This window comes from Pseudoalteromonas sp. 2CM37A (assembly GCF_023161885.1).
In the GTDB taxonomy this organism is placed as follows: domain Bacteria; phylum Pseudomonadota; class Gammaproteobacteria; order Enterobacterales; family Alteromonadaceae; genus Pseudoalteromonas; species Pseudoalteromonas atlantica.
Map to the genome: position 1 here is coordinate 635,001 of NZ_JALNTJ010000002.1, position 25,122 is coordinate 660,122.

Sequence of the window (25,122 nt, forward strand, 5' to 3'; positions counted from 1 at the left end):
CCCCCATAAATAACTAACCCGCAGTGAATAGACTGCGGGTTTAATAAAGAAAACTTAGTGATTTTGCTCGGCAGATTTAATACTACTTTGAATGAGAGGCGAGATAGTTAAACCTTGCACAATAATAGAAAATATAACCACAACATAGGTCACAATAACGATTAAATCATGCAGATCGCTGCCTGATACAAATACTTGATCACGAGGAATAGCTGCAGCCATAGCTAATGCTAAACCGCCACGTAAACCACCCCAAGTTAAAATTTTAACGCTGTGTTTGTCGTAGTTTTTAAAGCGCTTAAATATTACAAATGGCGCACCAACACTAATAAAACGTGCTAATAAAATAGCAGGGATCATAACAAGGCCTAAGCCAATTTCACCCATTGTTACTGGCATAGTGACAATCAGCATACCAATAATCAAAAACAACAAAGCGTTTAAAAAGCTGTCGGTGGCGTGCCAAAAGTCTTTAATATAGCGCGTGTTTTCAGGCCCTGTGCGCTCGGTTGCTTTTGCGCGAGTAATATTACCTAAAATAATACCACTGGTTACCATGGCAAGCGCACCAGATATTTCCCATACATTGGCAGCGGCAAAACCCGCAGTTGGAATGGTTAAGGTTATTAATAGGCGTATATTTACATCTTTACAGTTAATAATTAAAAAGTGACCCACAAGGGCCATTGCTAAACCAAACACGATCCCGCCTATGGCATCAACAAAAAACAGCTCTGCAATGTCGGCTGGGTTGGCATCGGTGCCAAAAAATGCAACAGAAAACAGCGTAGTAAAAATTACCAAACCAATACCATCGTTAAATAAAGACTCGCCTTCTACCTGTACCGAAATACCTTCAGGGGCGCGTAATTGTTTAATAATTGCCAGTACAGCAATTGGATCGGTTGGGCTTATTAAGGCGCCAAAAAGTAAACAATAAATAAAAGGGACGGGCCAGCCAAGAGCGGCAAAAATATAAAAACTTAAATAGCCAATTAAAAAAGTAGAGACTACGGTAGAGAACAAAACTAAAGCGGTTATTTCCCATCGTTGTTTACGCAGTGCCAACAGGTTAATTTCTAAAGCACCTGCAAATAACAAAAATCCAAGCATGCCTTTTAAAAGCAATTCATTAAAATTAATACTGGCTACAACTTGCGTCATTTCTAATGCAGTTGTATCGCCTAATAACTTAACTGAAATAATTAATAACAACGATATAACAACCGAGCCCGTTGTTATAGCAATCGTTGTTTGCATTTTAAGAACATACTGGTTTGCATAAGCAATAAAAATTGCGATAGCAGAGAGAAAACAAATGAGATACCAAGCATTCATTGGCTAACCTTAAATTTATTTTAGAGAACAAAAAAGAGCGAATTAAACGAGCCGTATATTACTCCTGTGACTAGGCTGTGTCACAGTATTTATGGGGCTTTTAGCACTTTTTTTATGTCTTTAGGAGACATATGGTTAATGCAAATTTACTGGTGTTATTGCTTGTAATGAAGAGATTAATACAAAGTTGCCTAGGCAACGTAATGGCTAATTAATGCCGTTAATTGAATAAAGTAAACGCGGCTATTTTGCGGGTGTAATAGTGTAATTTAGTGTAAATATATGTATACAATTTGTATCTGTTTAAGGTTTTACTGATTTTGTGTGTTTTTTAACCTACTGTAATTTCTGTTGTTCTTACGTTTCCTAATACTTTACTTGTAAATTAAATGTTTAATTTTCATAACTCAAATTTGTAACATAAGCTTGATCCTTAATCGGGTACAAGTAGTTCCGGTTAATACAAATCCACTACAAACTAAATATTTTGACGGAGCGTAAACGTGAATTTATCAAAAATCACATTAGCAACTTTTGCTGCTTTAACCTTGGTTCAAGCAACAGATGCAGTAGCTGCGAACAAGAAATACCTAAATCAACAAACGGCTTTAAATAACATGATGCAATCAAATTCTGCATCCATTTTATCTACTAGCCCTAAAGACTTGATTGGGTTAAGTGTAAGGAACGAGTTAGTTGTATTAAAAGAGTTTATAAGTAATAACGGTGAAGTAACTCGCCGATATCAGCAAACATATCAAGGTTTACCAGTAATTGGTGACACTTTAAGCCTTTCATTTAAAAATGGCATGCTTAAAAAAGCCCATGGGGCTGCGGTGTACGATATTGAAGGCGATATAAACGATGTAAGCGCTAAATTATCTGTAAAACAAGCCATGCTTCAAAGCCAAAATGTAGGCATAGCTGCAAAAACTAAAGGTTTAAAAAAACACAATGAGAAATCAAGGTTAGCGATTTGGGTTGATCAACAAAGTAAGGCGCATTTGGTGTATGAAGTATCGTATGTAACCTACGGCAAATCGCCATCACGCCCTTATCAAATAATCGATGCTAATACCGGTGAGGTTTTGCTCAGCTACGATAACTTACAACATGCTGATGCTACGGGACCAGGGGGGAATCTCAAAACAGGTAAATACATTTACGGTACTGACTTTAGCAACCTAGATGTGTCTCAATCTGGTAACACCTGTGTTATGGATAATGCCAATGTAAGAACTATAAATCTCAATGGCGGCACAAGTGGCTCTGCTGCCCATTCATTTACTTGCCCTGAGAATACAGTAAAAGAGATAAATGGGGCTTATTCGCCGCTTAACGATGCTCATTATTTTGGTAACGTTATTTTTAATATGTATAACGACTGGGTGGGATCGCCACCGCTAAGTTTTCAGTTAAAAATGCGCGTACATTATTCAAGTAATTATGAAAATGCATTTTGGGATGGCAGTGCAATGACCTTTGGCGACGGGCAAAGCACTTTTTACCCACTCGTAAGCCTTGATGTATCGGCGCATGAGGTAAGCCATGGCTTTACCGAACAGAATTCTGGCTTAATTTACAGCGGTAAGTCTGGTGGCTTAAATGAAGCTTTTTCAGATATGGCTGGTGAAGCGGCTGAGTATTACATGAAAGGCACTAACGATTGGTTAGTTGGACAAGATATTTTTAAAGGCAATGGCGCGCTTCGCTATATGAATAATCCATCACAGGATGGACGCTCTATAGATAATCAAGGTAGTTATACCTCTGGCATGGATGTGCACTATAGCTCGGGTGTATTTAACAAAGCATTTTATAACCTTGCTACTACATCCGGCTGGGATACTAAAAAAGCATTTGTAGTCATGGCACGTGCAAATCAGCTTTATTGGAGTGCGAGTACAAATTGGGATTTAGCTGGTAACGGCGTTATGGACGCTGCGTGTGACTTAAATTACAACCCAAGCGATGTACAAGCTGCATTGGCGGCAGTGGGAGTTACTTCAAACCTAAGTGCAGGGAGCGATTGCTCGAGCACGCCTGTGCCTACGGATGAAGCGTTAACAAATAAAGTGGCACGTACGGGGATCAGCGGCTCTGCAAAAGCGCAGATGTTTTTTACACTCGATGTACCAGCGGGGGCAACAGATCTTGAGTTTAATACCGCTGGTGGCTCGGGCGATGCAGATTTATATGTAATGTTTGGAAGTAAACCCACACTGAATACGTATGACTGTAAAAGTACCACCTCTTCAAGCACTGAAAACTGCAGTATTTCGAACGTTCAAGCAGGCACCTACTATGTAATGGTAGAAGCATGGAATGCTATAGCTGATGTATCGCTTACTGGGAGTTTTAACAATTCAACAGGAGGCGTCACACCGATTAACAGAACCGAGTCTAATATTAGTGTTTCAACTAATAGCTGGGCTCGATTTACTCAAGACTTAGGAGCGGGCTATAGTAATTTAACCGTTACTATTTCTGGTGGAAGTGGCGATGCCGATCTTTATGTAAATTATGGTTCAGCGTCGAGTACGTCAACTTATTTGTGTAGACCTTATAAAAATGGCAACAGTGAAACGTGTTCGTTTGATAACCCACAATCAGGTACATGGTACCTAGATTTAAGAGGGTACAGTAATGCAAGCGGAGTAACACTGAGTGTGTCTGCTAATTAAACATTGATACGGGGCCTAGTGCCCCTTTTTTTAATTTTATGGATACCAGTATTGCCAATTATAAGGAATACCAATGAAACCTTTTAAACTACTAAGTGCACTGTGCTTATTTACTACAATGGGCGTTGTAGCTCAAAGTGAAACAAACAAAGTGTGGGTAAGCATAGATTCAACTGCAGCGGCACATTATGAGTATACCCAGCATGGATTAGTGCAAAGATTGCCCTTTGCACAGCGCTCAACAAGTGCGCTTGAAAATATAGACTTGGTGAATATACCTGCTGATCAGGTAAATAATCTAAGCGAATTTATGCACCACAATTATAATCGGTGCGGTGGGTTTGTGGCACATGATTCATGGCAAGAGGCGAGCAGTTACGCAACACAATTAGCCGCGGCGCATACTATACAAAATACATTAGCATTTAGTTATTCTATTGATAACGAACAAACAGTACAAAATTTAATGTCATCAATTAGCACCGTTAACCTCGATAGCACTGTTAACTCTTTAACCAGTTTTAATAATCGTTATTACACCTCACAAACAGGGATAGATGCTGCAAATTGGTTAAACACATATTGGCAACAAATAGCGCAAAGTCGCAGTGATATTAGCATTGCAACTTACCCGCATAATTGGGCGCAATCGTCGGTTATAGTGACAATTGAAGGCAATGAAAAAGCAGATGAAATTGTTATTATTGGTGGCCACCTTGATTCGATAAATCAGTCAAACCCAAGCAATGGACGCTCACCTGGTGCTGATGATAACGCCTCAGGCATTGCTGTGCTATCAGAGGCGCTGCGCGCGATTGTACAAACTAATTACAAACCACAGCGTACGATTCAAATTATGGCGTTTGCAGCGGAAGAAGTTGGCCTTAAAGGTTCAAGTGATATTGCAAGCAGCTACCAATCGCAGGGTAAAAATGTAGTGGGCATGGTGCAGTTTGATATGACAGGCAATAATGGCAGCCTTGAAGATATAGTTATGATGACTGATTACACTAACAATGCACAAAATCAGTTTTTAGCAGCGCTTTTAGATACCTACTTACCGCAATTAAATTATGGATTTGATCAGTGTGGTTATGGTTGTTCTGATCATGCGTCATGGTATCAGCAAGGGTTTGCAGCCTCTATGCCTTTTGAATCAAAAATGGGCGATATAAACCCGCTTATTCACACCCAAAACGATAACCAGTTTGATGCTCAACATGCCAGTAAATTCGCCAAGTTGGCAGTAAGTTATGTTGCCGAAATGGCTAAAAATGCCGGCGATACCGCGCCCCCTACTAATAACCAATTAACCAATGGGCAAACACTTAGTGGGATCACAGGGGTTGCAAAAGAGCAGTTTATTTACACATTAGCTGTGCCACAAAGTGCGAGCAATTTAAATTTTATTACGACTGGGGGCACAGGCGATGCAGACTTATACGTACGCTACAACCAAGCACCTACACTGAACGATTATGATTGTAAAAGCACTACCTCAAGTAGTAATGAACGTTGCGATATTAATCCCTCTAGTGAAGGAGTTTACTATGTGATGGTACACGCATGGAATGCGATAGAAAATGTATCCCTAACCGGAAGTTACAATGAAGGGGGGAGTATTGAGCCTATCAATCGGAGCATAACAAACATTAGTGTTTCTGCTGGGAGCTGGCAACGCTTTAGCCAAAGTTTAAATACGCAGTACGCATCATTAGATATAACAATGTCTGGTGGCAGTGGCGATGCTGATTTATATGTAAACTTTGGCACTCCTTCTAGTGATTCTCAGTACTTGTGCAGGCCATATAAAAATGGCAATAGCGAAACCTGTTCGTTTTCTGCGCCACAAACAGGTAATTGGTATATCGATTTAAAAGGGTATAGCAATGCCAGCAATGTCACGTTATCAATAAATGCACAATAACGTGTAAAGGGGTGTGAGCCCCTTTACAAAATTCTAATTTCAATTGGCTTGCCCTTATAGCCAGGCTTACGTAAAATCTCGCTATTATTTTTTGTAAAGTGACTGGTATTATCAAACAGCTGTTTAGTGCAACCGGGCCGTTAGCGTTATCTTTAGATGGATACACGCCACGCCAACCTCAAATTGATATGGCCGTTGCCGTTAACGATGCATTAAAAAATAGCACGCAGTTAGTGGTTGAAGCCGGCACTGGTACAGGCAAAACGTTTGCCTATTTAGCGCCTGCCCTTAAATCTAAGGGTAAAACAATTATCTCAACAGGCTCTAAGGCCTTGCAAGAGCAGTTATACCACCGCGATTTACCTCAGCTAGTAAAAGCACTTAATGCATCTAAAAAAACCGCATTGTTAAAAGGGCGCGCTAATTATCTGTGCACTTATAGGCTAAGCCAACATGTAGCCCATGTACCAACAGACGATCCTGATGTAATGCATCAACTTGCTATGGTTGCAAAATTTGCCAGTGAAACACACTCGGGTGATTTAGCTGACTGTATTGGTATTGAAGAAGATGCCAAGGTACTGGCCTATGTTAATTCGACAGCCGATAATTGTTTAGGCAAAGAGTGTCCAGACTTTCAATCATGTTATATACGCAAAGCGCGTTTAAATGCAGCCGAAGCGGATGTAGTGGTTATAAACCATCATTTATTTTTTGCTGATATGGCAGTAAAAGACTCCGGTTTTGCCGAACTTATGCCCACCGCCGACGCTTATATTTTTGACGAAGCACACCAGCTTAGCGAAATTGCCAGTGACTACTTTGGTGAAAGTATTAGCACTAAAAAGCTGGTGGATTTAATTAACGATTTACGCGCTATTTACCGTGCAGAAATTCCCGATATGCTGCAACTTGGAAAAAGCCTTAATAAGCTAGAAACCAGTGTGGCTGATTTACGTTTACAGTTTGGTGTAGATGGAAGCCGAGGTGATTGGCGCGAAAAGCTCAGCGATAAATTAATTTGCGCAGCGCTGCATCGGGTAATTAGCGATTTAGACTTTGTTTATCAGGTATTAAAACTGTGCCTAGAGCGAAGTGATAAAATAGAGCATCCGTTTGAGCGCACTTTAGCGTTTAAAGGTCAGTTAGAGCGTGTTTTTGATACCGCACAAACGGGCTTTAGCTATTGGTACGAAACCACGCGGCGCTATTTAACGGTTAATATTACGCCCCTTAATGTCTCTGCTAAATTTGCTCAAATGATGAAAGACACCGGCGCAGGGTTTGTATTTACCTCAGCCACGTTATCGGTTGATAATAAGCTCGATCACTTTAATGCAAGCTTAGGTATTACTCCTGCGCAAAGTATGATGGTTGATAGCCCCTTTGATTATCCTAATCAGGCGCTTTTATGCTTACCACGATATTTGCCTGAATCGCACGCAGAGAACATGCCTCATGCAATTATAAAATTAACCCTAGAGCTGATTAAATCGGCTAAAGGGCGTTGCTTTGTGCTGTTTACAAGTTACCGAATGATGCATTTGGTGGCTGAGGGGTTAACCACACAAATGGACTACCCAGTTTATATGCAAGGGCAAATGTCTAAGCGTATAATACTGGAAAAATTTACGCGCCATGGTAATGCGGTATTGTTAGGTACTGCCTCGTTCTGGGAAGGGGTTGATGTACGTGGTAGCACGCTAAGCTGTGTTATTATCGACAAGTTACCTTTTGCAGCACCGGATGACCCATTACTGCAAGCCAAAATGCAAGATTGTCAAATGCAAGGCAAAGACCCGTTTGCTCATATACAGTTACCGCAAGCTGTTATTGCGCTCAAGCAGGGCGTGGGGCGTTTAATACGAGATAACAAAGATAAAGGCGTGCTGGTTATTTGCGACAACCGATTAGTAACGCGCCAATATGGCCAAGTATTTTTAAAAAGCTTACCGCCGATGCGCCGCACGCGAAGCTTAGAAGATGCAAACACATTTTTAAAACACATTAACTAGAGTACTAAAATGATTAAAAGTAATATTCTTGCCCTAGACGCCTCAACCGAAGCGTTATCTATAGTTTTACACTTTGAGGGCCAAACATTTCATCATTTTGAAGAATGCCCACAGCAACATAGTCAAAAAATACTCCCTTTAGTTGATGAGCTTCTTAATAAAGCACAGTGTAAATTAAAAGACTTAGACGTTATTGGCTTTGGCCAAGGGCCAGGTAGCTTTACCGGTGTACGCATTAGTGTTGCTATTGCACAAGGGTTAGCTTATTCAGCCAATTTACCATTAGTGGGCGTATCAACCTTGGCAATTATGGCCCAGCAAGCGTACGAACAAACGCAGGCACCAGTAGTGTATTCAGCTATAGATGCGCGCATGGGAGAAATTTATTTTGCCCAATACCGAGTAAATAACGCACGCATGGAGTTAGTAAATGAAGAGTGTGTTATAAAACCTGATTTATTAAGCGAAGAGCACATAAGCAGTGAAGAGTTACACGCGATTGCCGTTGGCACGGGATTTAAAAGTTACCCTGATGCACTTAAAAACGTTAGCAATATAACCATAAATACAGCCATTACTTTGCCAGATGCTCGCTATATGCTTAGCCATGTAGATACGGCCTTTTTAAAGGGCGAGGTTGTTAAAGCAAGCGATGCGCAACCTAAATATGTGCGCGATACAGTAACATGGAAAAAACTACCGGGTCGCGAATAAGCACAAGAGTTGCAAATTGGGTGTTTTTAAATCATAATTTTTAATATGTTTGTTGTTGGAAGTTATCTATGACTTTGCCAATTGGTGCTGGTTTTTTTACGGGGGATATTCCTGCAAAGGTTACCTCTACAAAAATTATACCCTCTAAACCACAAGGTTTAGCGGATGATAGCGCCAGTCAAAAAACAAACACAGATTATGTAAAAACTAGTAAAGCGGGTGTAGAGCTTGCTAATCAATACTTTAGTCAAAACACTAGTAACGCAAAGTACAGCCAAACTATTTATGACCAACCAAGCCCAACGGTGAGTAAAGCAATTTCAACATATACAGAATTTGCAAATTTAGAGCGTCGCGCCGAAGTACAAGATTTAATAGGCGTCGATATATACGCTTAGCTCCAGTAACAGTAAAAAATAAAAAGCCTGAACACAGGTTCGGGCTTTTTGCGTAAGCTTATGGCTACTGTTTAATAAAGCCAATTAGTTTATCGGCAATATCTGTATTATTTTGAGCACCGTTAAAGTGTTCACTGCCTTTACCGTAGGCAAATACTTGTACATCTACAGCGGTGTGTCCGCCTGTTGTCCAACCAGTAAAGCTGGCGTCACTAATAATACTTTTAATGGCTAAATTAAGCGCTGTTTCGCCCATTTTTTTCGCTTGTTCAAGTTTTACTTTATTAGCCGGTGTATATTCAATACCTGTGTTGGCGCGCCAAATAGGCTCTAGGTCATCAGCAGCGAGTAATTGCTTTGTCAGCTCAACGGCTGTTGCTTTAACGCCTTTAATAACTTCTGTATCCCACTTATATTGTCCGTGCGCACCGAGGGTTAACCCACCAGTTGAATGATCTGCAGTAACCACTAATAAAGTATCAGGGTTTTTATCAATATAGGCTTTTGCTTTTTCAATCGACTGTGCAAAGTCATCCATTTCGGCCATGGCACAGGCTACATCGTTAGCATGTCCACACCAATCAATTTGGCTGCCTTCAATCATGACAAAAAAGCCGTCTTTATTTTGGCCGTCGAGTAAATCAAATGCTTTAGCTGTTAGTTGCGTTAAGTGGTTTGAATTAGCATCAAGTGCAAACGGCAGGCCCATTGGGGCGTATAAGCCAAGTGCCGGTACTTGTGTGATCTGACCAAGGTTTTTTATATCATCGCTATATTGATAACCAGCTGCTTTAAATTCATCAACGAGGTTACGGTCTTCTCTAATAAAATACTGCGTACCGCCCCCTAGCATTAAATCAACAGGGAGTTTACCGGCAATTTTGTTATCTATGTATTCATTAGCAATGGCATCGTAATTTCGACGTGATTCGTTATGTGTAGCAAAACTAGCTGGGGTGGCATGGTTAATTTGCGAGGTAGCTACTAATGCCGTTGTCATACCGCGTTCTTTTGCTATTTCTAGCATGGTTTTAACGGGCTTTTTGTCTGTATCGACTGCAATAGCACCATTATAACTTTTGTGGCCGCTACTCAGTGCGGTTGCACCTGCAGCACTGTCGGTAACATAAGTGTGATCGTCAGGGTAAGTACGCGCCATGCCTGTTAAAATAGTATCAAATACGGTTGTTTCAATCTGCTTGGTGGTTGGATCATCTTTAAAATAACGATAAGCGGTTGTATAGGCAGGACCCATCCCGTCACCAATCATATAAATTACATTTTTAGGTGCATCGCTTGCATAAACACTGGTAGATGCACATAAAAGCGCTAATAAGCTAAGTTGGTTCTTCATTTTTATCCCTATGAATGTGCTGTTTAAATAGCACCACAATTGTATATGGTTACGCCGTGTTGAATTTGCAGCATAAATACCAAACATGCGCTGCCCAGAAATTCTTTCTAAGGCGATTAAATTTTTTGCTAGGTTTTTACCCAGCCCACAAGGTTACAAACCTCGTACCAGGATTTAACCGCCCGTAGATTGAACAAGTTTCAATCCACAAAGTTCAATACGCCCTCGTATAATAATGAAATGAAGTAAGAATAAAAAGCAAAGTATATAAACAGGTTTGGCTAATTGTCACTAAAACAATACAGCCATTTTTTTAGCTTATGTTAATTATAGTGTAATGAATATAGTGGTATACATTACCTACCTGAAGAGTATTTAAGCTCTGTTTGTAATTATTTATTGAATTAATGAAACTTAAAATATTTTAAGTTGTTGAAATTAAATACATAATTAAAATTCAAAAGTTAACCTTACAAATAAAGTGGTCTTTATAAATATAAAAAATATAAAAACTTTTGGTATTAGAGGTCTGACAACTAGTATGTTATAAATAATGTCGCACGTTAAAAAGAGGTGTCTGTTGCAGCCATTTGAAATAAAAACAAGAAATATAACATTGCGTGGCTTACAAAAAGGCACTGGCGATGAGCTGGTTATAGCCTTGCATGGGTGGCTAGATAACAGTAATAGTTTTACACCTATGCTAGATAAAGTTAATCCGCAGCATACTTGGTATTGTGTTGACTTTGCTGGGCATGGGCTATCTGATTGGCGTGCACAGGACGCTCATTATTATTTTGTTGATTATATTGACGATGTGTACCAACTTATAAAGAGCTTAGGGGCAAAAAAGGTACATTTAGTCGGCCATTCAATGGGCGCAATGGTGGCTGGTTTATTTGCTAGTTGTTTTAGTGAGTATGTGTATTCAGTTACCTTTATTGAAGGGATTGGCTGTGTTACAACCCCCAGTGATGAAGTATGTGAGCAATTAAAAGGGGCGATACTGAACAGAGAGCGCGCCTACAATAAAAAAAAGCGCGTTTATAAATCGCAATCAGCGATTATCGAAGCGCGTGCAAATACAACAGATTTAAATAACGAACTGATCACCTTATTGATGAGTCGTAATATTAAGCAAAGTGAACTAGGGTATGAGTTAACAACAGACCCTAAGCTTAAAAATCACTCAGGTTTTAGGTTTGATGAAGCGCAATGTATTGGTGCAATAAAACAATTAATTGCACCAAGCCAATTAATTTTAGGTAACCAAGGTTATTCGTTTGTAAAACAAAATTTGGCCAAGTATATTAGCTATTACAACAACTTGAAGGTAATTAATGTAGATGGCGGGCATCATTGCCATATGCAAAGCAGTGGGTTATGTTTTGAGCATATTCAAGCCTTTATGCTGCAAAATGGTGCATGTTAATTGTAAATTAGCGCCAAATGTGGGATTATTCCTGCATTAGAGTATTTGCTCAATTGTTAAAGTGCCTTACTTAGATTAAGGTTAATAAAAATATAATTATAAACAGGGGCTAAGAGTGGAAAAAATCTGGCTTAAGCGCTACCCAGAAGGTATGCCTGAAACAATCGATCCTGAGCATTACAACTCGTTACTCGAAGTGTTCGAAAAAAGTTTTACCGATTACAAAGATTTACCTGCATTTACGAATATGGGTAAAACATTATCGTATGATGAAATAGATACAGCGACACAACGTGTTGCCTCGTATATTCAAAATGATTTAGGTTTGAAAAAAGGCGACAAAGTCGCCGTAATGATGCCTAACTTATTACAAACGCCTATCGCTATTTTAGGTATTTTACGTGCAGGGTGTGTGGTGGTTAACGTAAACCCACTTTACACAGTACGAGAGCTTGAGCATCAATTAAAAGACTCTGACGCGTCAGCTATTTTTATATTGGCTAACTTTGCAGACACGCTTGAAAAAGCACTTGCAAAAACGGATGTAAAACACATTGTTGTTACCCAAGTGGGCGACATGGTGGGTGGTATTAAAAAGCATATCGTTAATTTTGTGGTTAAATACATAAAAAAAATGGTACCTAGCTACAACCTACCAAATACAATTAAGTTTTCAGATGTGTTAGCAGGTGACCCTGCAAAGTATACGCGCCCTGAAATGAGCTTATCTGATCTGGCCTTTTTACAATACACAGGTGGTACAACCGGCGTATCTAAAGGGGCGATGTTAAGTCATGGCAACATGGTTGGTAACCTTGAGCAAGTATCGGGCTGTTTAGATAAAGTATTAGACCGTGGTACTGAAGTTGTTGTTACTGCATTACCGCTTTACCATATATTTGCGTTAACGGCTAACTGCTTAACGTTTATGAAATACGGTGGTTTGAATGTATTAATTACAAACCCACGTGATATGCCAGCATTTGTTAAAGAGCTTAATCAGCATAAATTTACTGCTATTACCGGTGTAAATACCCTGTTTAACGGGCTACTTAATACACCAGGGTTTGCAGAGCTTGATTTTAGTCATTTAAAAATGTCATTAGGTGGCGGTATGGCGGTACAACGTCCTGTAGCTGAAAAATGGCAAAAAGTGACTAATTCTAAATTAATGGAAGGTTACGGTTTAACTGAGTGTGCACCGCTTGTAACTGTAAGCCCGTACGATTTAGAAGCTTATAATGGCTCTATTGGTTTACCTGCTCCTAATACCGAAATTAAGCTAATGCTTGAAAACGGAGAAGAAGCGGCAAAAGGTGAACCCGGTGAGCTATGGGTTAAAGGCCCACAAGTTATGCTAGGTTACTATAACCGCCCAGATGCAACTGCAGAATGTTTGCAAGATGGCTGGTTTGCTACTGGCGATATTGCCACATACGACGATGAAGGTTTCTTCTATATTGTTGACCGCAAAAAAGACATGATCATTGTATCGGGCTTTAATGTGTTCCCAAATGAGATAGAAGAAGTGGTTGCCATGCACGACGGCGTACTAGAAGTCGCGGCTATTGGTATACCGCACGATGTAAGTGGCGAACAAGTTAAAGTTTTTGTTGTTAAAAAAGACCCTTCTTTAACTGAAAAAGATATAATAAATCACTGTCGTGATAATTTAACTAATTATAAGGTGCCTAAACTCGTTGAGTTTAAGGATGAGTTACCTAAAACAAATGTAGGTAAAATTCTCAGAAGAGCCCTAAAAGATTAGTAAACTATAAAAAAGCCGGCATTAGCCGGCTTTTTTATTGTAGGAGATTAAGTGCAATACCAATTGATCGAAACACAAAATCAACTCAATACCTTTGTTGAGCAAATAAAAAACAAGCCTATTTTAGCCATAGACACAGAGTTTATGCGCCGCCGTACTTTGTACCCTGAAGTTGCACTTATTCAAGTATATGATGGCGAGCATCTTGCCCTTATAGATCCACTGGCCGAACTCTCGTTATTTGAATTTTGGCAAATATTACAAGATCCATCAGTACTGAAAGTGTTGCATTCACCTTCAGAAGATATTGAAGTATTTCAAAAATATGCAGGCTTTGTACCCGCTCCATTGTTTGATACACAATTTGCTCTTCAGCTTTTAGGCGAAGGCAACTGTATGGGCTTTGCGCTAATGGTAAAAGAGCTATTAGGCATAGAAATAGACAAAAGTGAATCGCGAACTAATTGGCTACAGCGCCCATTAACTAAAAAGCAGCTCGATTATGCAGCCGCTGATACGTTTCATTTACTGCCTTGTTTTGAACTAATAATTGAGCGTATAAATAAAGCTGAGTTATTTGATATTGTCATAAATGAGAGCGAGTTAATTGCAAATAAACGCGCCTTTCAAACTCCAGATGAGCTGCTTTACAAAGATATAAAAAACGCATGGCAACTAAAACCGCACGAGCTCGCGGTATTAAAAGAATTAGCTGTATGGCGTCGTAATAAAGCTATTCGTAAAAATTTAGCGCTTAACTTTGTGCTTAAAGAGCACAACATGACGGAAATTGCTAAACGTGGGCCCTCGAGCTTAAATACGCTGAGACAAATTCCGGGTGTTGAGTCGATGGAAGTAAACCGCTCTGGAGTCGAAATACTAAAGTGTATTGAAAAGGCCAAAGCACTCCCGGTTGATGAGCATCCGCCTGTGCTTAAACGTTTAATTGATTTTCCGGCTTATAAAAAAGTAGCTAAAGATATTAAACAAAAAATCACTAAAGTGGCAAAAGAGCAGGGTATACCAGAGGATGTAATAGCCTCTAAAAAGCAAATTAATCAGCTTATTAGCTGGAATTGGAAACTCACCGATGAGCAAAAGGTAAATCATATTAAACCTGATTTACTTAATTCTTGGCGCTACAGTTTTGTTAAAGACGCACTTAAAGAGTGGGATAATTAAACCCACTTTTTAAGCTAACAGGCTATGTTATACCAATTCGCAATAATATTTAATCATTTTTAGGGGCTAAACGTGTCGCTATCTGCGTTAAAAAATTCTCATTTATAACAAATAAATAGCGATTTTTTTGCCTTGCTATCAACACGTTTTTTAATCCTCAAAATAGATCACTTAATTATGCGAATTGGTATTAAAAATCGGGCGCTACGCAGAACGTTAAACGCTTATGGGTAATGGGGTGATCTAGCGCCAAATATTCGGCATGTAAGTGTAACCTGTTGGCTTTTTTACCGTAATGTGTGTCACCAATAATAGGCATATTAAGCCCTAAGTGATGAGCACAGTGTACCCTTAATTGGTGAGTGCGGCCCGTTTTAGGGTAGAGCTGTAGGCGTGTAATATTGTTTTTACGTTCAAGTACCTGCCATGTAGTAAGTGCGAGTTTGCCGTTTTTATAACAAACAAGCTGGCGTGGCTTATCGTCAAAATCAAGTCGCAATGGCAGCTCTATCTTGCCACTGTCCTTAGGCACAATACCATCAACCAGCGCAATGTAACGTTTATCGATAGTGCGGGCAATAAATTGCTTTTGTAATGCTTTGTGGGCTCGTTTATTGAGCGCAACCACTAATAAACCTGATGTAGACATATCTAGTCTGTGCACAATTAACGGGCCTGTAGCGTGTGGAAATTGCGTTTGAATACGTAAATACACAGAATCTTCAATATTGACACCTGGTACAGATAAAAACTCGCTGGGCTTGTTTACAATAACAATATCATCGTCTTGATAGACAATCGGCAGCGTTTTACCTTCAGCAGGGTTAACGAGTAGCGGGTTATCTTCTATGCTGAGGCCTTTTAACATGTGCGATAAAATAGGTTGGCACTTACTGTAGCAAGAAGGGTAATAGTTTTTATGTTGGCGTATTGCCGATTTAGGTGCGGGCCCCCACCAAAACTCAGCCATAGCCACTGGCTTTAAATTATTAAGATAAGCGTATTGTAATAGCTTGGGCGCAGCGCAATCTCCCGCACCTGATGGCGGAGTATGCTCTGGCAATGCTGCAAATATGGCATTGAGATCTTTAACTTCATGCTCTGCATTTAAAAACTGGTACTGTGCAAACACTTGCTTTTGTAGGTTTTTAGATAAAACTTTACGGCGTTTTTTTAACTGTTTTATTTCGTCGTGTAGGGCATTAAGCGCCTGCTGTTGCTGAGTTATTTTATCATGCCAGTGATCTTTTATGCTTTGATAGTGTTTTTTATCTTCTATGCTTTGTTTGGCCAGTTCATTCAAGCTTGCTTGTTGCTCAGGCGTTATTGCTTGGCTTTGCTCAATTGCAAGTGCACTGCGCGCCTTTTTACGTATTTTTCTATTGGCTTGCATTACGCTTTGTTGAGCGTGTAACTGCTGATCAAACGCGGCTTTATCGGCATTTAATGACGCTGTTAATTTATTCAATGTACTTGCATTCTCTAGGGCATGTATTTGCGCATTTATGTCGTTAATTATTTTACTTTCTTTTAAATAACTCACATCTTCCAGTGCCATTGTAGATACATTAGGCACGCATTTTATATCGGTATTTAAATTTTCGAGCTGGCCTGAATACGCCGCTAAAAAGCCAAGTTGTTGTTGCTGGTTTTGTACAACTAGTACACCAAACATTTTGCCATCATTCGTTGCTGTATTGCTGCTGTCATTTTCGTTATACGGTAAATGCGTTTCAAGTTGCTGCTGCAATTGTGTTGCGGCTAAAACAGATAATGGATGAGGTTGGTAGTAAAAAGGAAACGTAAATTTATCTGGAAGCGCTATAGAATCTACAGAGCAATCAAATAAAGTAAAACAAGAAGCGTGATTTAACATAGCAAAGTAATAGCAGGCATAAAGCAAAGTAATGGGCCCATAATAACATATTCACTTAAGGGGTACTTGCTTAATCCTCTGCGGTTATTAAACCGCGCTTAGCTAAAAAGCGCACTAATAATAGTGTTAGGTTTTCTCTGCGTGCATTATTTGGCCATACCGCATAGTATCCAAGCGGCTTGAGTTGCCAGTTAGGTAAAATGTGAATGAACTCTTCTCGTGCTAATTGTTTTTTTACTAGGTTTTCGGGCAATATGCCAAGACCCAAGTCTTCAGATACAAAGTGACTTATTGCAAGCGCACTATTTACATTTACGCGCGACTTTTCACAAATACACACCACTTCGCCATTTGGGGATGTAAAATCTACAGTGCTGCCGCGCATACTAAAATGAACCCAATCCCACTGTTTTAAATCGTTTGGGTGCGTAGGGGGTTGATGCTTACTCGCGTACTTACTTGAGGCAACTAAAAAGCGTCTACTCTCTCCAATTTTACGCGCCATGAGTGAGCTGTCTTCTAGCCAGCCAACTCGAATACTTAAATCGAGTCCTTCATCCATTATATTTATTACTTGGTCTGTGTAATTAAGAGACAAGTTCACTTTTGGGTAGGTTTGCACAAATTCTGCTATCGCGGCTGAAATTTCGGAGCTTGCTAAAAAGGCGGGAAGCGATATTTTTAAAGATCCTATAGGTTCATCACCCACAGAGTTAATTTCGTTCAAACCTGCCTCTGCGTGTTTTGTTATGTTTTCTACGTGGGCGTAAAATTTTTCACCTTCAGGGGTAAGCGACAATTTACGGGTTGTTCTATGTAATAAAGTGACGCCTAAAAACTGTTCTAAGTCAGAAACACTATGGCTAACACGTGAAGGTGCTATGCCAAGCTCCTTAGCTGCAATACGAAATGAACCGCCGGCAACCACTTTGGCAAAAATAGCCATGTGTCGTAAATAGTTAATCATTGTTCTGAAAGTCGGAATTGTATTGTGCCGTTATTGTATCTATTCGCTTGTGTATCTAAAAGTTATATTAACCGCGAATTCAACATTAGCCTTACAGCCCAATAATTTGGTTGTTAAAAAAATCAGGAATGACAATGAACACATTACAAAAAACTATAGTTGCCGCAATTGCTTTAGCGTGTACCGCGCCTACTTTAGCTAGTGCAGAGGGGTTTTATGGAACTGCACATGTAGGCTATAGTTCGCAAGCAAATGACTCTCAAGCCATTGGTAACAATATTGCCGTAGATGCCGATTTTCCATCTGAATTTGATGCCGGTGAGGGCAGTGTAGGCAGTATTGGTTTAGGTTATCAGTTCAATCCTCAGTTTAGAGTAGAGGCGCGTATTAGCTATCATGATACTGACTATAGCGATACAAAAGTAGGTGTGGGTGCACGCGAAGGTGAGCAGTATGTATTAAAGGGGGATTTAAAAACCACCACTTATACAATTGAAGGCTTTTACGATTTTGATAACAGCACCGCGTTTACGCCTTATATTAAAGCAGGGTTAGGGGTTGCCGATAACAGCTATTCTGCAAAATTAGGTGGTGCAGGCATTAGCGCTTTTGACGCATTCGATGGAAATGTTGATGGCTATTACGATGCGTATGCTGATGGCGATTCAACCGAATTTACATGGAATATTGGCGCAGGGGTTAACTATCAAATAACTAAAACTATGTCGTTATACACAGAGTATCAATACATTGAATTTGGTGATGTGCAAACGGGGCAAGATGCATTTACCGATGGCTTTAAAATTGACAATGCAGCAAGCCATGAGTTTTTACTTGGTTTACGTGTAAACTTTTAAATTTAAAACACAACACAATGCACCACATACGTGTAGTGAGTGTGCAAAGCAAAAAGCGGCATTTAAAATGCCGCTTTTAGTTGTGCTACTTTTTTTCTTCGTCAGGTAATGTCACGTTGAGCTCAAGTACCGCTAAATCATCTTCGTTTTGATCAAACTGTACCTGCACTGCATCAGTGTTTACATTTACGTACTTACGGATCACATCTAAAATATCTTGTTTTAATTGTGGTAAGTAATCCGGTGTTCCGCGTTGCGAACGCTCGTGCGCGACAATGATCTGCAATCGCTCTTTTGCTAATGACGCGCTATTTTTCTTTTCTGAGCGGAAGTAGTCAAGTAAAGACACATTAACCTCCAAAAATCCGTTTAAATAAGCCTTTTTTCTCAACATCTAAGAAGCGAAAATCGACTGTTTCACCGAGTAAGCGATTGATTGCATCAGCGTATGCTTGCCCTGCATCTGAATCACCATCAAGTATTACTGGCTGTCCTGAATTAGACGCACTTAATACCGCTTGCGACTCAGGAATAACACCAAGTAAAGGAATCGACAGAATATCTTTAACATCTTCTACCGATAACATTTCACCTTTTTCAACTCGCTCAGGGTTGTAGCGTGTTAATAATAAGTGTTCTTTAATATTTTCTAGGCCTTCTTCAGCACGTTTCGATTTGCTGTGTAAAATACCTAAAATTCTGTCTGAATCTCGAACCGAAGATACTTCAGGGTTTGTTGTTACAATTGCTTCATCAGCAAAGTACATCGCCATCATTGCGCCGGCTTCAATACCTGCAGGTGAATCACACACAATGTAGTCAAAGTCTTCTTTTAGTTCGTTTAAAACGCGCTCTACGCCTTCACGGGTAAGGGCGTCTTTATCACGTGTTTGTGATGCGGGTAGTAAAAATAATTTTTCAACGCGTTTATCTTTAATAAGCGCTTGATTTAGGTTGGCTTCGCCGTTTATTACGTTTACAAAATCGTATACTACGCGGCGCTCACACCCCATAATTAAATCTAGATTACGTAAGCCAATATCAAAATCGATAATAACTGTTTTATAGCCTTTTAAAGCTAAACCGGTGCCTATTGCAGCACTTGATGTTGTTTTACCAACACCGCCTTTACCAGAGGTAACGACAATTACTTTTGCCATGAGATTTATCCTTTAACCAAAGCTGAAATTTCTAATGATTCGTTTTTTTGTTGTATTTGTACTGCATTGCCCCAGTGCTCACCTTGTAATGAGTCGCTGATCCAGTAATTGCCATCAATTGAAACCAATTCGGCTTCGAGCTTTTGGCAATAAATGCAGGCGTCTTTAATCCCTTTTGCACCTGCAATAGCGCGCCCGCGTAAGGTGCCATAAATATGCACATTACCATCGGCTATTACTTCTGCACCGTGGCTAACTGCACCAAGTACAATTAAGTCTCTGTCTTTTGCATAAACTTGCTGCCCTGAGCGTACCGTGCCATTAATTACTTGCGCAGGTAGGTACACGTTTTTTTCAACAATAGAGGTATTTGGCGCCTCTTGTTTAACGGGTGCACTTTTAGCATCTTGCGAGTAATTTAGTACAGACAGGCCAGCGGCTTTAGCTTGCGTGTGTTGCTCATCTGAGCCATTACAAACACCTACAGCATTAAAGCTCATACGCTCAATGAGAGATTTTAAATGTACAAAATCAAGTGAGCTGTTTTTAATTTCTTCTAAATTAACAACAATAGGCGCTCCTTCAAAAAAACGAGGAGCTTGGGCTATTTTTACATACAACTGTTCTGCTAGAAGGGCGATATCAGTGCTATAAAGATGCAATACTGACAACGTGAAAAGGTTCCCTTTTAGCTCAAAAATTTGTTCCGACATACACGCTCAATTGATTTGTCTGATTAGAAATTAATTTTAGATAAACGTAGGCTGAATAAGGCCTTTAATGAAATTTCTAATCTAATTTTTCTAACTTATTATTACTCTCATGTTATAGTGTGCGGCAATGTTAAGCAAGATTAAATAGGGCCATTATGCTCACTGCGGTATATAAAAGTAAGAAAAAAGCGGATACCTTCTTATTTGTTGAAAAAAGAGATGATTTTAGTAAAGTGCCTGAACCTTTACTGGCTATGTTTGGTCAACCTATTTATGTAATGATTATCAATTTAGCAAAGCGTGATCATTTAGGCGGTGCCGACCTTGAAACAGTAAAAGCAGCGTTAGCTGACCCAGACAAGGGTTACTATTTGCAAATTCCACCGCCGGAAGAAAATTTACTTAGCCAATTACGAAAAGAAAACGGAGTTGATAGTGATTAAAAAGTTAGCCGTAATTTTATGCTCAGTGTGTTTAAGTGGCTCTGTAGTTGCTAAAACGCAGGCCGAATTTCAAACTTATTTAAGTGACTTAAAACAAGAGGCCATTGCTAAAGGGTACGATAGCAAGTTAATAGATGATGCATTTGCGACTGCCTCATACAAAGAAAAAGTTGTATCGGCTGATAAAAACCAGCCAGAGGTTAAAGAAACCCTCGAAACCTACTTACCAAAACGTGTACCGCAATGGAAAATTGATCGTGCACGTAAACTCTACGCAGAAAATAAAGATGTACTTGAACAAGTTGCAAAAGAGTTTGGCGTACAAGCACGCTTTATAGTGGCATTATGGGGCCTTGAAAGTAACTTTGGCACAATACAAGGTGGCCATAATGTTATTTCATCGCTAGTGACGCTTGCCTTTGATGGTCGTCGTGAAGCACTTTATAAGCGCCAGCTTTGGGCAGCATTAGATATTTTAAAGTCAGGCCATATTACGCTTGATAAATTTAAAGGCTCTTGGGCTGGAGCAATGGGGCAAACTCAGTTTATGCCTACCTCTTTTAACGCCTACGCTGTTGATTACAATAACGACGGCCGTAAAGATATTTGGACCACAAAAGAGGATGCATTTGCATCGATTGCCAATTATTTAAAACAAGAAGGTTGGAATGACTCACTAACTTGGGGTCGCCAGGTAAAATTACCTGAAAATTTTGACAGTAAATACGTGCTAAAACGTGGCACTAAAACACGTAAGCAATGGTTAGAATATTGGAACGACTCAGAGCGCTCGCTTGCAGACTGGCAAGCACTGGGTGTACGCAAAGCTGACGGGTCTGACTTACCTAATGTTGATGTACGCGCTGCACTGGTAATGCCCGATGACATTAATGGGCGTATGTACTTAGCGTATGATAACTACAAAGTGTTTATGCACTGGAACCGCTCATATTACTTTGCCACCAGCGTGGGCTATCTATCAGATAGAATTGGTTATCCAAAAATATAATTTATACGCTGTTGTGTGATAAAAAAAAGCCGCTAAGCGGCTTTTTTTATTTGTTTAATCATGTTCTTTTTTAAATATTTTATCTTTTAAATCGATAACCTTGCCAATTCCTGAACCAAGCTTCATTAGCTTGTTAAGCTGCTCTGGGCTTAAGCGTTGTAACTCTGAAGACCACTTAGTAACCGTTTCGAGTAGGTTGTGGATTTCGCCCATTTGCTTTTGTGCATAGCGCTCTTCTTCGTTGTTTGCTTCGTCTAAAAGGTTATCACGCAGCAAACTTAGGGTAGGGTCTATTTCACGCTTTTTACGTTCTTCAAATACGCGATTAGCCATATCCCAAATTTCACCCGCTGGGGCGTAATATTCTTTACGATCACCAGGGATATGATGCACTTTAATTAATTGCCATGACTGGAGCTCTTTAATTCCCATGCTTACATTGCCACGCGAGATACTTAGCGCATCGGCAATCTCATTTGCGGTCATGGGCTCTTTGGTGATGATCAGCAAACCGCACATTTGGCCAATCGTACGATTGAAACCCCAACGGCTGCCCATTTCACCACAGTGCATAACAAAGGCTAAGTTTTTTTCAGATAGACTCATAGCTTTTTAAGTTTCAGTAAATTCAGAAAGTAATGCTAGCACGCTTATAAATTATAGCAACGTTTAGCCTGGTATCTTTTGTAGAGTATTAAATCAAGATTAGGTTTAATTTACTCCTACTTTTTGTAGGAGTAAATTAATTGCTTAGGCAGGGTTAAAGTGTGTAGCTAAAGCTGAGCTTAGCGTTGCGCTCTTCGCCTGGCATACCACCTAAAAACATGGCTTTAGAGTAGTACCTTTTATTAAACAAATTGTTTAAATTAAGCTGCATGTGCCATTTATCAGTGGTGTACGAAACTGCTGCGTCGTACACCGTGTAGCTTGGTACATAGCCATCAGGAATACTAAACGAGCTAGAGTTTGTGCTTCTGTTATCTACAAAAGTAACACCGCCACTGATGTTAACAGCTTCAGGTAGGTTAAACATATCGGCATAGTAGGTAACCCACGTACTTGCCGTTACATACGGTACGCCTTTTTGGCGTGTATCGTAACTGCTGCTATTTGGGTTAGATTTATCGCGGGCATCTTGGTATACGCCGTTTACATTTACTTTCCATTGCTCGTTTAAGTGCGCATTTAAATCGAGTTCAACGCCTTTGGTTTGCTCTTCACCATCGTAGTAGCTCTCTACTACATCAGGCCCAGACACACCGGCTTCATACAGTGGGTTTGTGTATTCAAGGTTTGTACGCGCGCTTTCAAATACCACCAGTGATGCTAAAAGCTGATCATCAAATGCTTTAAATCTAAAGCCTAAATCGTTACTGATAGACTCAGAGTCTTCACGGTCGGCCTCTGTACCTGCTACTGAGCCTAATACACTGTAGGCAGTACGGCCTTTCGCGTGGTTAATAAACACGGAAAAGTTTTCAGTAGGCTGATACGTTGCGCCTAAGTTATAAGTTAAGCCACTGTCTGATGTGTTTGCTTCAGGCGTTGGCTCAGCGCGGCTTGAGCTATAACGCTCATCTACACCATAGTGCTCATATGTTTGCTTAATGCGATTATAAGCAACACCAACTCGAGTTGTAAGCTGCTCAGTAATATACCCTACGTGTTGAATACCTAAGCCCCACGCTTGTACTTTTTTGTTGTAGTCACTGGTTTTTAGCGGGTCGTAGTCATCAAAACTGCCTGTTGGCCAATTTGGCGAGCGCATATCATAAATATATGGCAGCGTGCCTTGGTAAAGTACATTTCCTTCGCTGTCGTAAATAACTTTGTCTGCATCGTAAATAGAATACTGTTTAAAGCGAATGTCTCTGTCTTCGTAGTTTGCATTAACCAGTAATTCGTTATCTACGTCGCCTAACATAAAGTCATAGCGTAAATCTAAGAAATACTGCCATGACTTTTCATCAGCTTCTACTTGGCGGTATTCTTGGCGTCGCGCTGCAAATGGGTAAAGCACACCGTCTTCAACTAACGGGGCACGCGGGTCGTTATTTATAATGCCATCGCGTGTTGAATACACATAATTAAACGCACCAGTTTGACGAGCAAAGCTTGATGTGTAGTTACGGTACTGTAACTGCTGATTTAAAAATAAATCATCTGTAATAAAGTAATTATGGGTTAGCTTAAAGCGAAGCTCTTCACCTTCATTATCATCCGCCATAGGAGAGATAATACCGTTAGTACCAAAATCGTACGGGGTAAGGCCATCGGTTGATGAAAGCGAATCTGCCAATTGTGTTTGTTGAGCCGCAGTTAATTGAACACCATTACCAGATGGGTCATTTACTAAATCTGCGCCAGTTACTTCACCTGCAGTTAAACCATTGGCGGTTTCTGCATTATAAATTCGAATAGGGTGGCCAATAGAATCTACTGCAATTGAGTCTTTAATATAGGCAGCAGAGAGCATGATATCTTGCTTGTCGCTTAGTATGTATTTAAGCGAGGTATAAATTTCGTCGCGGTCTTCTTTTAAATCACGAAAGCCATCGCTTGAGGCCGTTTTAGCCATTACGCGATACGCTAGGTCATCGGTAATCGCATTGGTGCTATCAAAGGCAAGTGAATAACTATCCCATTGGCCAAGTTCGGCAGATATTTTATGTTTTTCTTCAAACTCAGGCTTTTTTTCAATCAGATTAATAACACCACCAGCACTGCCTATACCATATAAACCGGTAGCAGGGCCTTTAAGTACTTCAACCGACTCAACATTAGTGAGTGAACGAGTTGGGTTAAAGGTATTACCTAAGCCTGCACCGCCATACATACCATCGTAAGTGTAATTAGCATCAAGACCACGAATGACTAAATTGTCGCCTATACCGTAGTTATTACCGGCTTGAGTTAAACCACTTACATTACGTACAAGCTCTTGTAGGCTGTCTACACCTTGTGACTCTATAAGTTCACGGTCAATAATAACAACCGGTGCCGGTGTTTCCATTAACGACATGTCTGATTTAGTTGCAAGGCCTGAGCTCATTACAACTTGGTTTTGCTTTTCGTAAACGCTGATGCGCTCAATGTCTTTTTCAGCCGTTGTTGCAGCAACCACTAATGATGCGTTTAAACACGCAAGTGTAACAAGAGAGTATTTGAACTTTTTCATATTGATAATTATTCGCATTCCATAAAGTGTGCGAATAGTAATAGTTATTATTCGTTAAGTGAATAAAAAATTCTAAAAAAGTGAAATTAATTGCGTAGTAGGTGAGT

General features: G+C 40.0%; 20 protein-coding genes. 11 read left to right on the forward strand and 9 right to left on the reverse strand.

Features of this window, described 5'->3' with window-relative positions:
* Positions 1–54: 54 nt before the first annotated feature.
* Positions 55–1,338 (reverse strand): sodium:proton antiporter, encoded by a 1,284-nt coding sequence (locus MTF68_RS06520; RefSeq protein ID WP_248462039.1) that lies wholly within the window; start codon positions 1,336–1,338, stop codon positions 55–57.
* A gap of 503 nt (positions 1,339–1,841) precedes the next feature.
* Between MTF68_RS06520 and MTF68_RS06525 the strand changes: the two genes are divergently transcribed.
* From MTF68_RS06525 to MTF68_RS06545, 5 genes are all read left to right on the forward strand, one after another.
* Positions 1,842–4,022, forward strand: coding sequence for a pre-peptidase C-terminal domain-containing protein (locus MTF68_RS06525; RefSeq protein ID WP_248462040.1), 2,181 nt, complete (start codon positions 1,842–1,844; stop codon positions 4,020–4,022).
* A gap of 118 nt (positions 4,023–4,140) precedes the next feature.
* Positions 4,141–5,949, forward strand: a complete 1,809-nt coding sequence (locus MTF68_RS06530; RefSeq protein ID WP_248462129.1) for a M20/M25/M40 family metallo-hydrolase — start codon at positions 4,141–4,143, stop codon at positions 5,947–5,949.
* A 98-nt stretch (positions 5,950–6,047) separates the two neighbouring features.
* Complete coding sequence (locus MTF68_RS06535) at positions 6,048–7,964, forward strand: ATP-dependent DNA helicase (RefSeq protein WP_248462041.1); 1,917 nt, start codon at positions 6,048–6,050, stop codon at positions 7,962–7,964.
* 9 nt (positions 7,965–7,973) lie between these two features.
* Entirely contained in the window at positions 7,974–8,678 is a 705-nt protein-coding gene (gene tsaB, locus MTF68_RS06540; protein ID WP_248462042.1) for a tRNA (adenosine(37)-N6)-threonylcarbamoyltransferase complex dimerization subunit type 1 TsaB, read from the forward strand.
* 68 nt (positions 8,679–8,746) lie between these two features.
* Positions 8,747–9,076, forward strand: coding sequence for a hypothetical protein (locus MTF68_RS06545; protein WP_054981945.1), 330 nt, complete (start codon positions 8,747–8,749; stop codon positions 9,074–9,076).
* A gap of 64 nt (positions 9,077–9,140) precedes the next feature.
* Here MTF68_RS06545 and MTF68_RS06550 read toward each other — a convergent pair whose 3' ends face one another.
* Positions 9,141–10,430, reverse strand: coding sequence for an alkaline phosphatase (locus MTF68_RS06550; protein ID WP_054981946.1), 1,290 nt, complete (start codon positions 10,428–10,430; stop codon positions 9,141–9,143).
* 580 nt (positions 10,431–11,010) lie between these two features.
* Here MTF68_RS06550 and MTF68_RS06555 point away from each other — a divergent pair.
* From MTF68_RS06555 to rnd, 3 genes are all read left to right on the forward strand, one after another.
* A complete protein-coding gene (locus MTF68_RS06555; protein ID WP_054981947.1) occupies positions 11,011–11,862 on the forward strand; it encodes an alpha/beta fold hydrolase in 852 nt (283 codons plus the stop codon).
* A 115-nt stretch (positions 11,863–11,977) separates the two neighbouring features.
* Positions 11,978–13,630: a long-chain-fatty-acid--CoA ligase FadD gene (gene fadD, locus MTF68_RS06560; protein ID WP_024031721.1), complete on the forward strand. Its 1,653-nt coding sequence runs from the start codon at positions 11,978–11,980 to the stop codon at positions 13,628–13,630.
* A gap of 51 nt (positions 13,631–13,681) precedes the next feature.
* Positions 13,682–14,812: a ribonuclease D gene (gene rnd, locus MTF68_RS06565; RefSeq protein WP_054981948.1), complete on the forward strand. Its 1,131-nt coding sequence runs from the start codon at positions 13,682–13,684 to the stop codon at positions 14,810–14,812.
* A gap of 190 nt (positions 14,813–15,002) precedes the next feature.
* On the opposite strand, the gene MTF68_RS06570 is transcribed toward rnd, so the two are convergent.
* Both MTF68_RS06570 and MTF68_RS06575 read right to left on the reverse strand, forming a co-directional pair.
* On the reverse strand, positions 15,003–16,688 hold the full coding sequence (locus MTF68_RS06570; RefSeq protein ID WP_248462043.1) for a pseudouridine synthase: 1,686 nt from the start codon (positions 16,686–16,688) through the stop codon (positions 15,003–15,005).
* Between the two features lie 70 nt (positions 16,689–16,758).
* On the reverse strand, positions 16,759–17,655 hold the full coding sequence (locus MTF68_RS06575) for a LysR family transcriptional regulator (protein ID WP_248462044.1): 897 nt from the start codon (positions 17,653–17,655) through the stop codon (positions 16,759–16,761).
* A gap of 134 nt (positions 17,656–17,789) precedes the next feature.
* Between MTF68_RS06575 and MTF68_RS06580 the strand changes: the two genes are divergently transcribed.
* Positions 17,790–18,512, forward strand: a complete 723-nt coding sequence (locus MTF68_RS06580; protein WP_248462045.1) for an outer membrane beta-barrel protein — start codon at positions 17,790–17,792, stop codon at positions 18,510–18,512.
* Between the two features lie 85 nt (positions 18,513–18,597).
* On the opposite strand, the gene minE is transcribed toward MTF68_RS06580, so the two are convergent.
* From minE to minC, 3 genes are read right to left on the reverse strand one after another with little or no spacing between them, the layout of a single operon-like run.
* Positions 18,598–18,861, reverse strand: a complete 264-nt coding sequence (gene minE / locus MTF68_RS06585) for a cell division topological specificity factor MinE (RefSeq protein WP_004586362.1) — start codon at positions 18,859–18,861, stop codon at positions 18,598–18,600.
* A gap of 1 nt (position 18,862) precedes the next feature.
* Entirely contained in the window at positions 18,863–19,672 is an 810-nt protein-coding gene (gene minD / locus MTF68_RS06590) for a septum site-determining protein MinD (protein ID WP_024031716.1), read from the reverse strand.
* A 5-nt stretch (positions 19,673–19,677) separates the two neighbouring features.
* The gene (gene minC, locus MTF68_RS06595; RefSeq protein WP_004586360.1) at positions 19,678–20,385 is read right to left on the reverse strand and encodes a septum site-determining protein MinC; all 708 of its coding nucleotides are present in this window, start codon (positions 20,383–20,385) and stop codon (positions 19,678–19,680) included.
* Positions 20,386–20,540: 155 nt separating this feature from the next.
* Here minC and MTF68_RS06600 point away from each other — a divergent pair, with 155 nt between their 5' ends.
* The gene (locus MTF68_RS06600) at positions 20,541–20,828 is read left to right on the forward strand and encodes a YcgL domain-containing protein (RefSeq protein WP_004586359.1); all 288 of its coding nucleotides are present in this window, start codon (positions 20,541–20,543) and stop codon (positions 20,826–20,828) included.
* Positions 20,821–21,837 (forward strand): lytic murein transglycosylase, encoded by a 1,017-nt coding sequence (locus tag MTF68_RS06605; protein WP_004586358.1) that lies wholly within the window; start codon positions 20,821–20,823, stop codon positions 21,835–21,837. The genes MTF68_RS06600 and MTF68_RS06605 overlap by 8 nt, the downstream gene beginning before the upstream one ends.
* Positions 21,838–21,891: 54 nt before the next feature.
* Here MTF68_RS06605 and MTF68_RS06610 read toward each other — a convergent pair whose 3' ends face one another.
* Positions 21,892–22,443, reverse strand: a complete 552-nt coding sequence (locus MTF68_RS06610; RefSeq protein WP_004586357.1) for a MarR family transcriptional regulator — start codon at positions 22,441–22,443, stop codon at positions 21,892–21,894.
* Positions 22,444–22,597: 154 nt separating this feature from the next.
* Complete coding sequence (locus MTF68_RS06615) at positions 22,598–25,015, reverse strand: TonB-dependent receptor (protein ID WP_248450183.1); 2,418 nt, start codon at positions 25,013–25,015, stop codon at positions 22,598–22,600.
* Positions 25,016–25,122 lie beyond the last annotated feature (107 nt).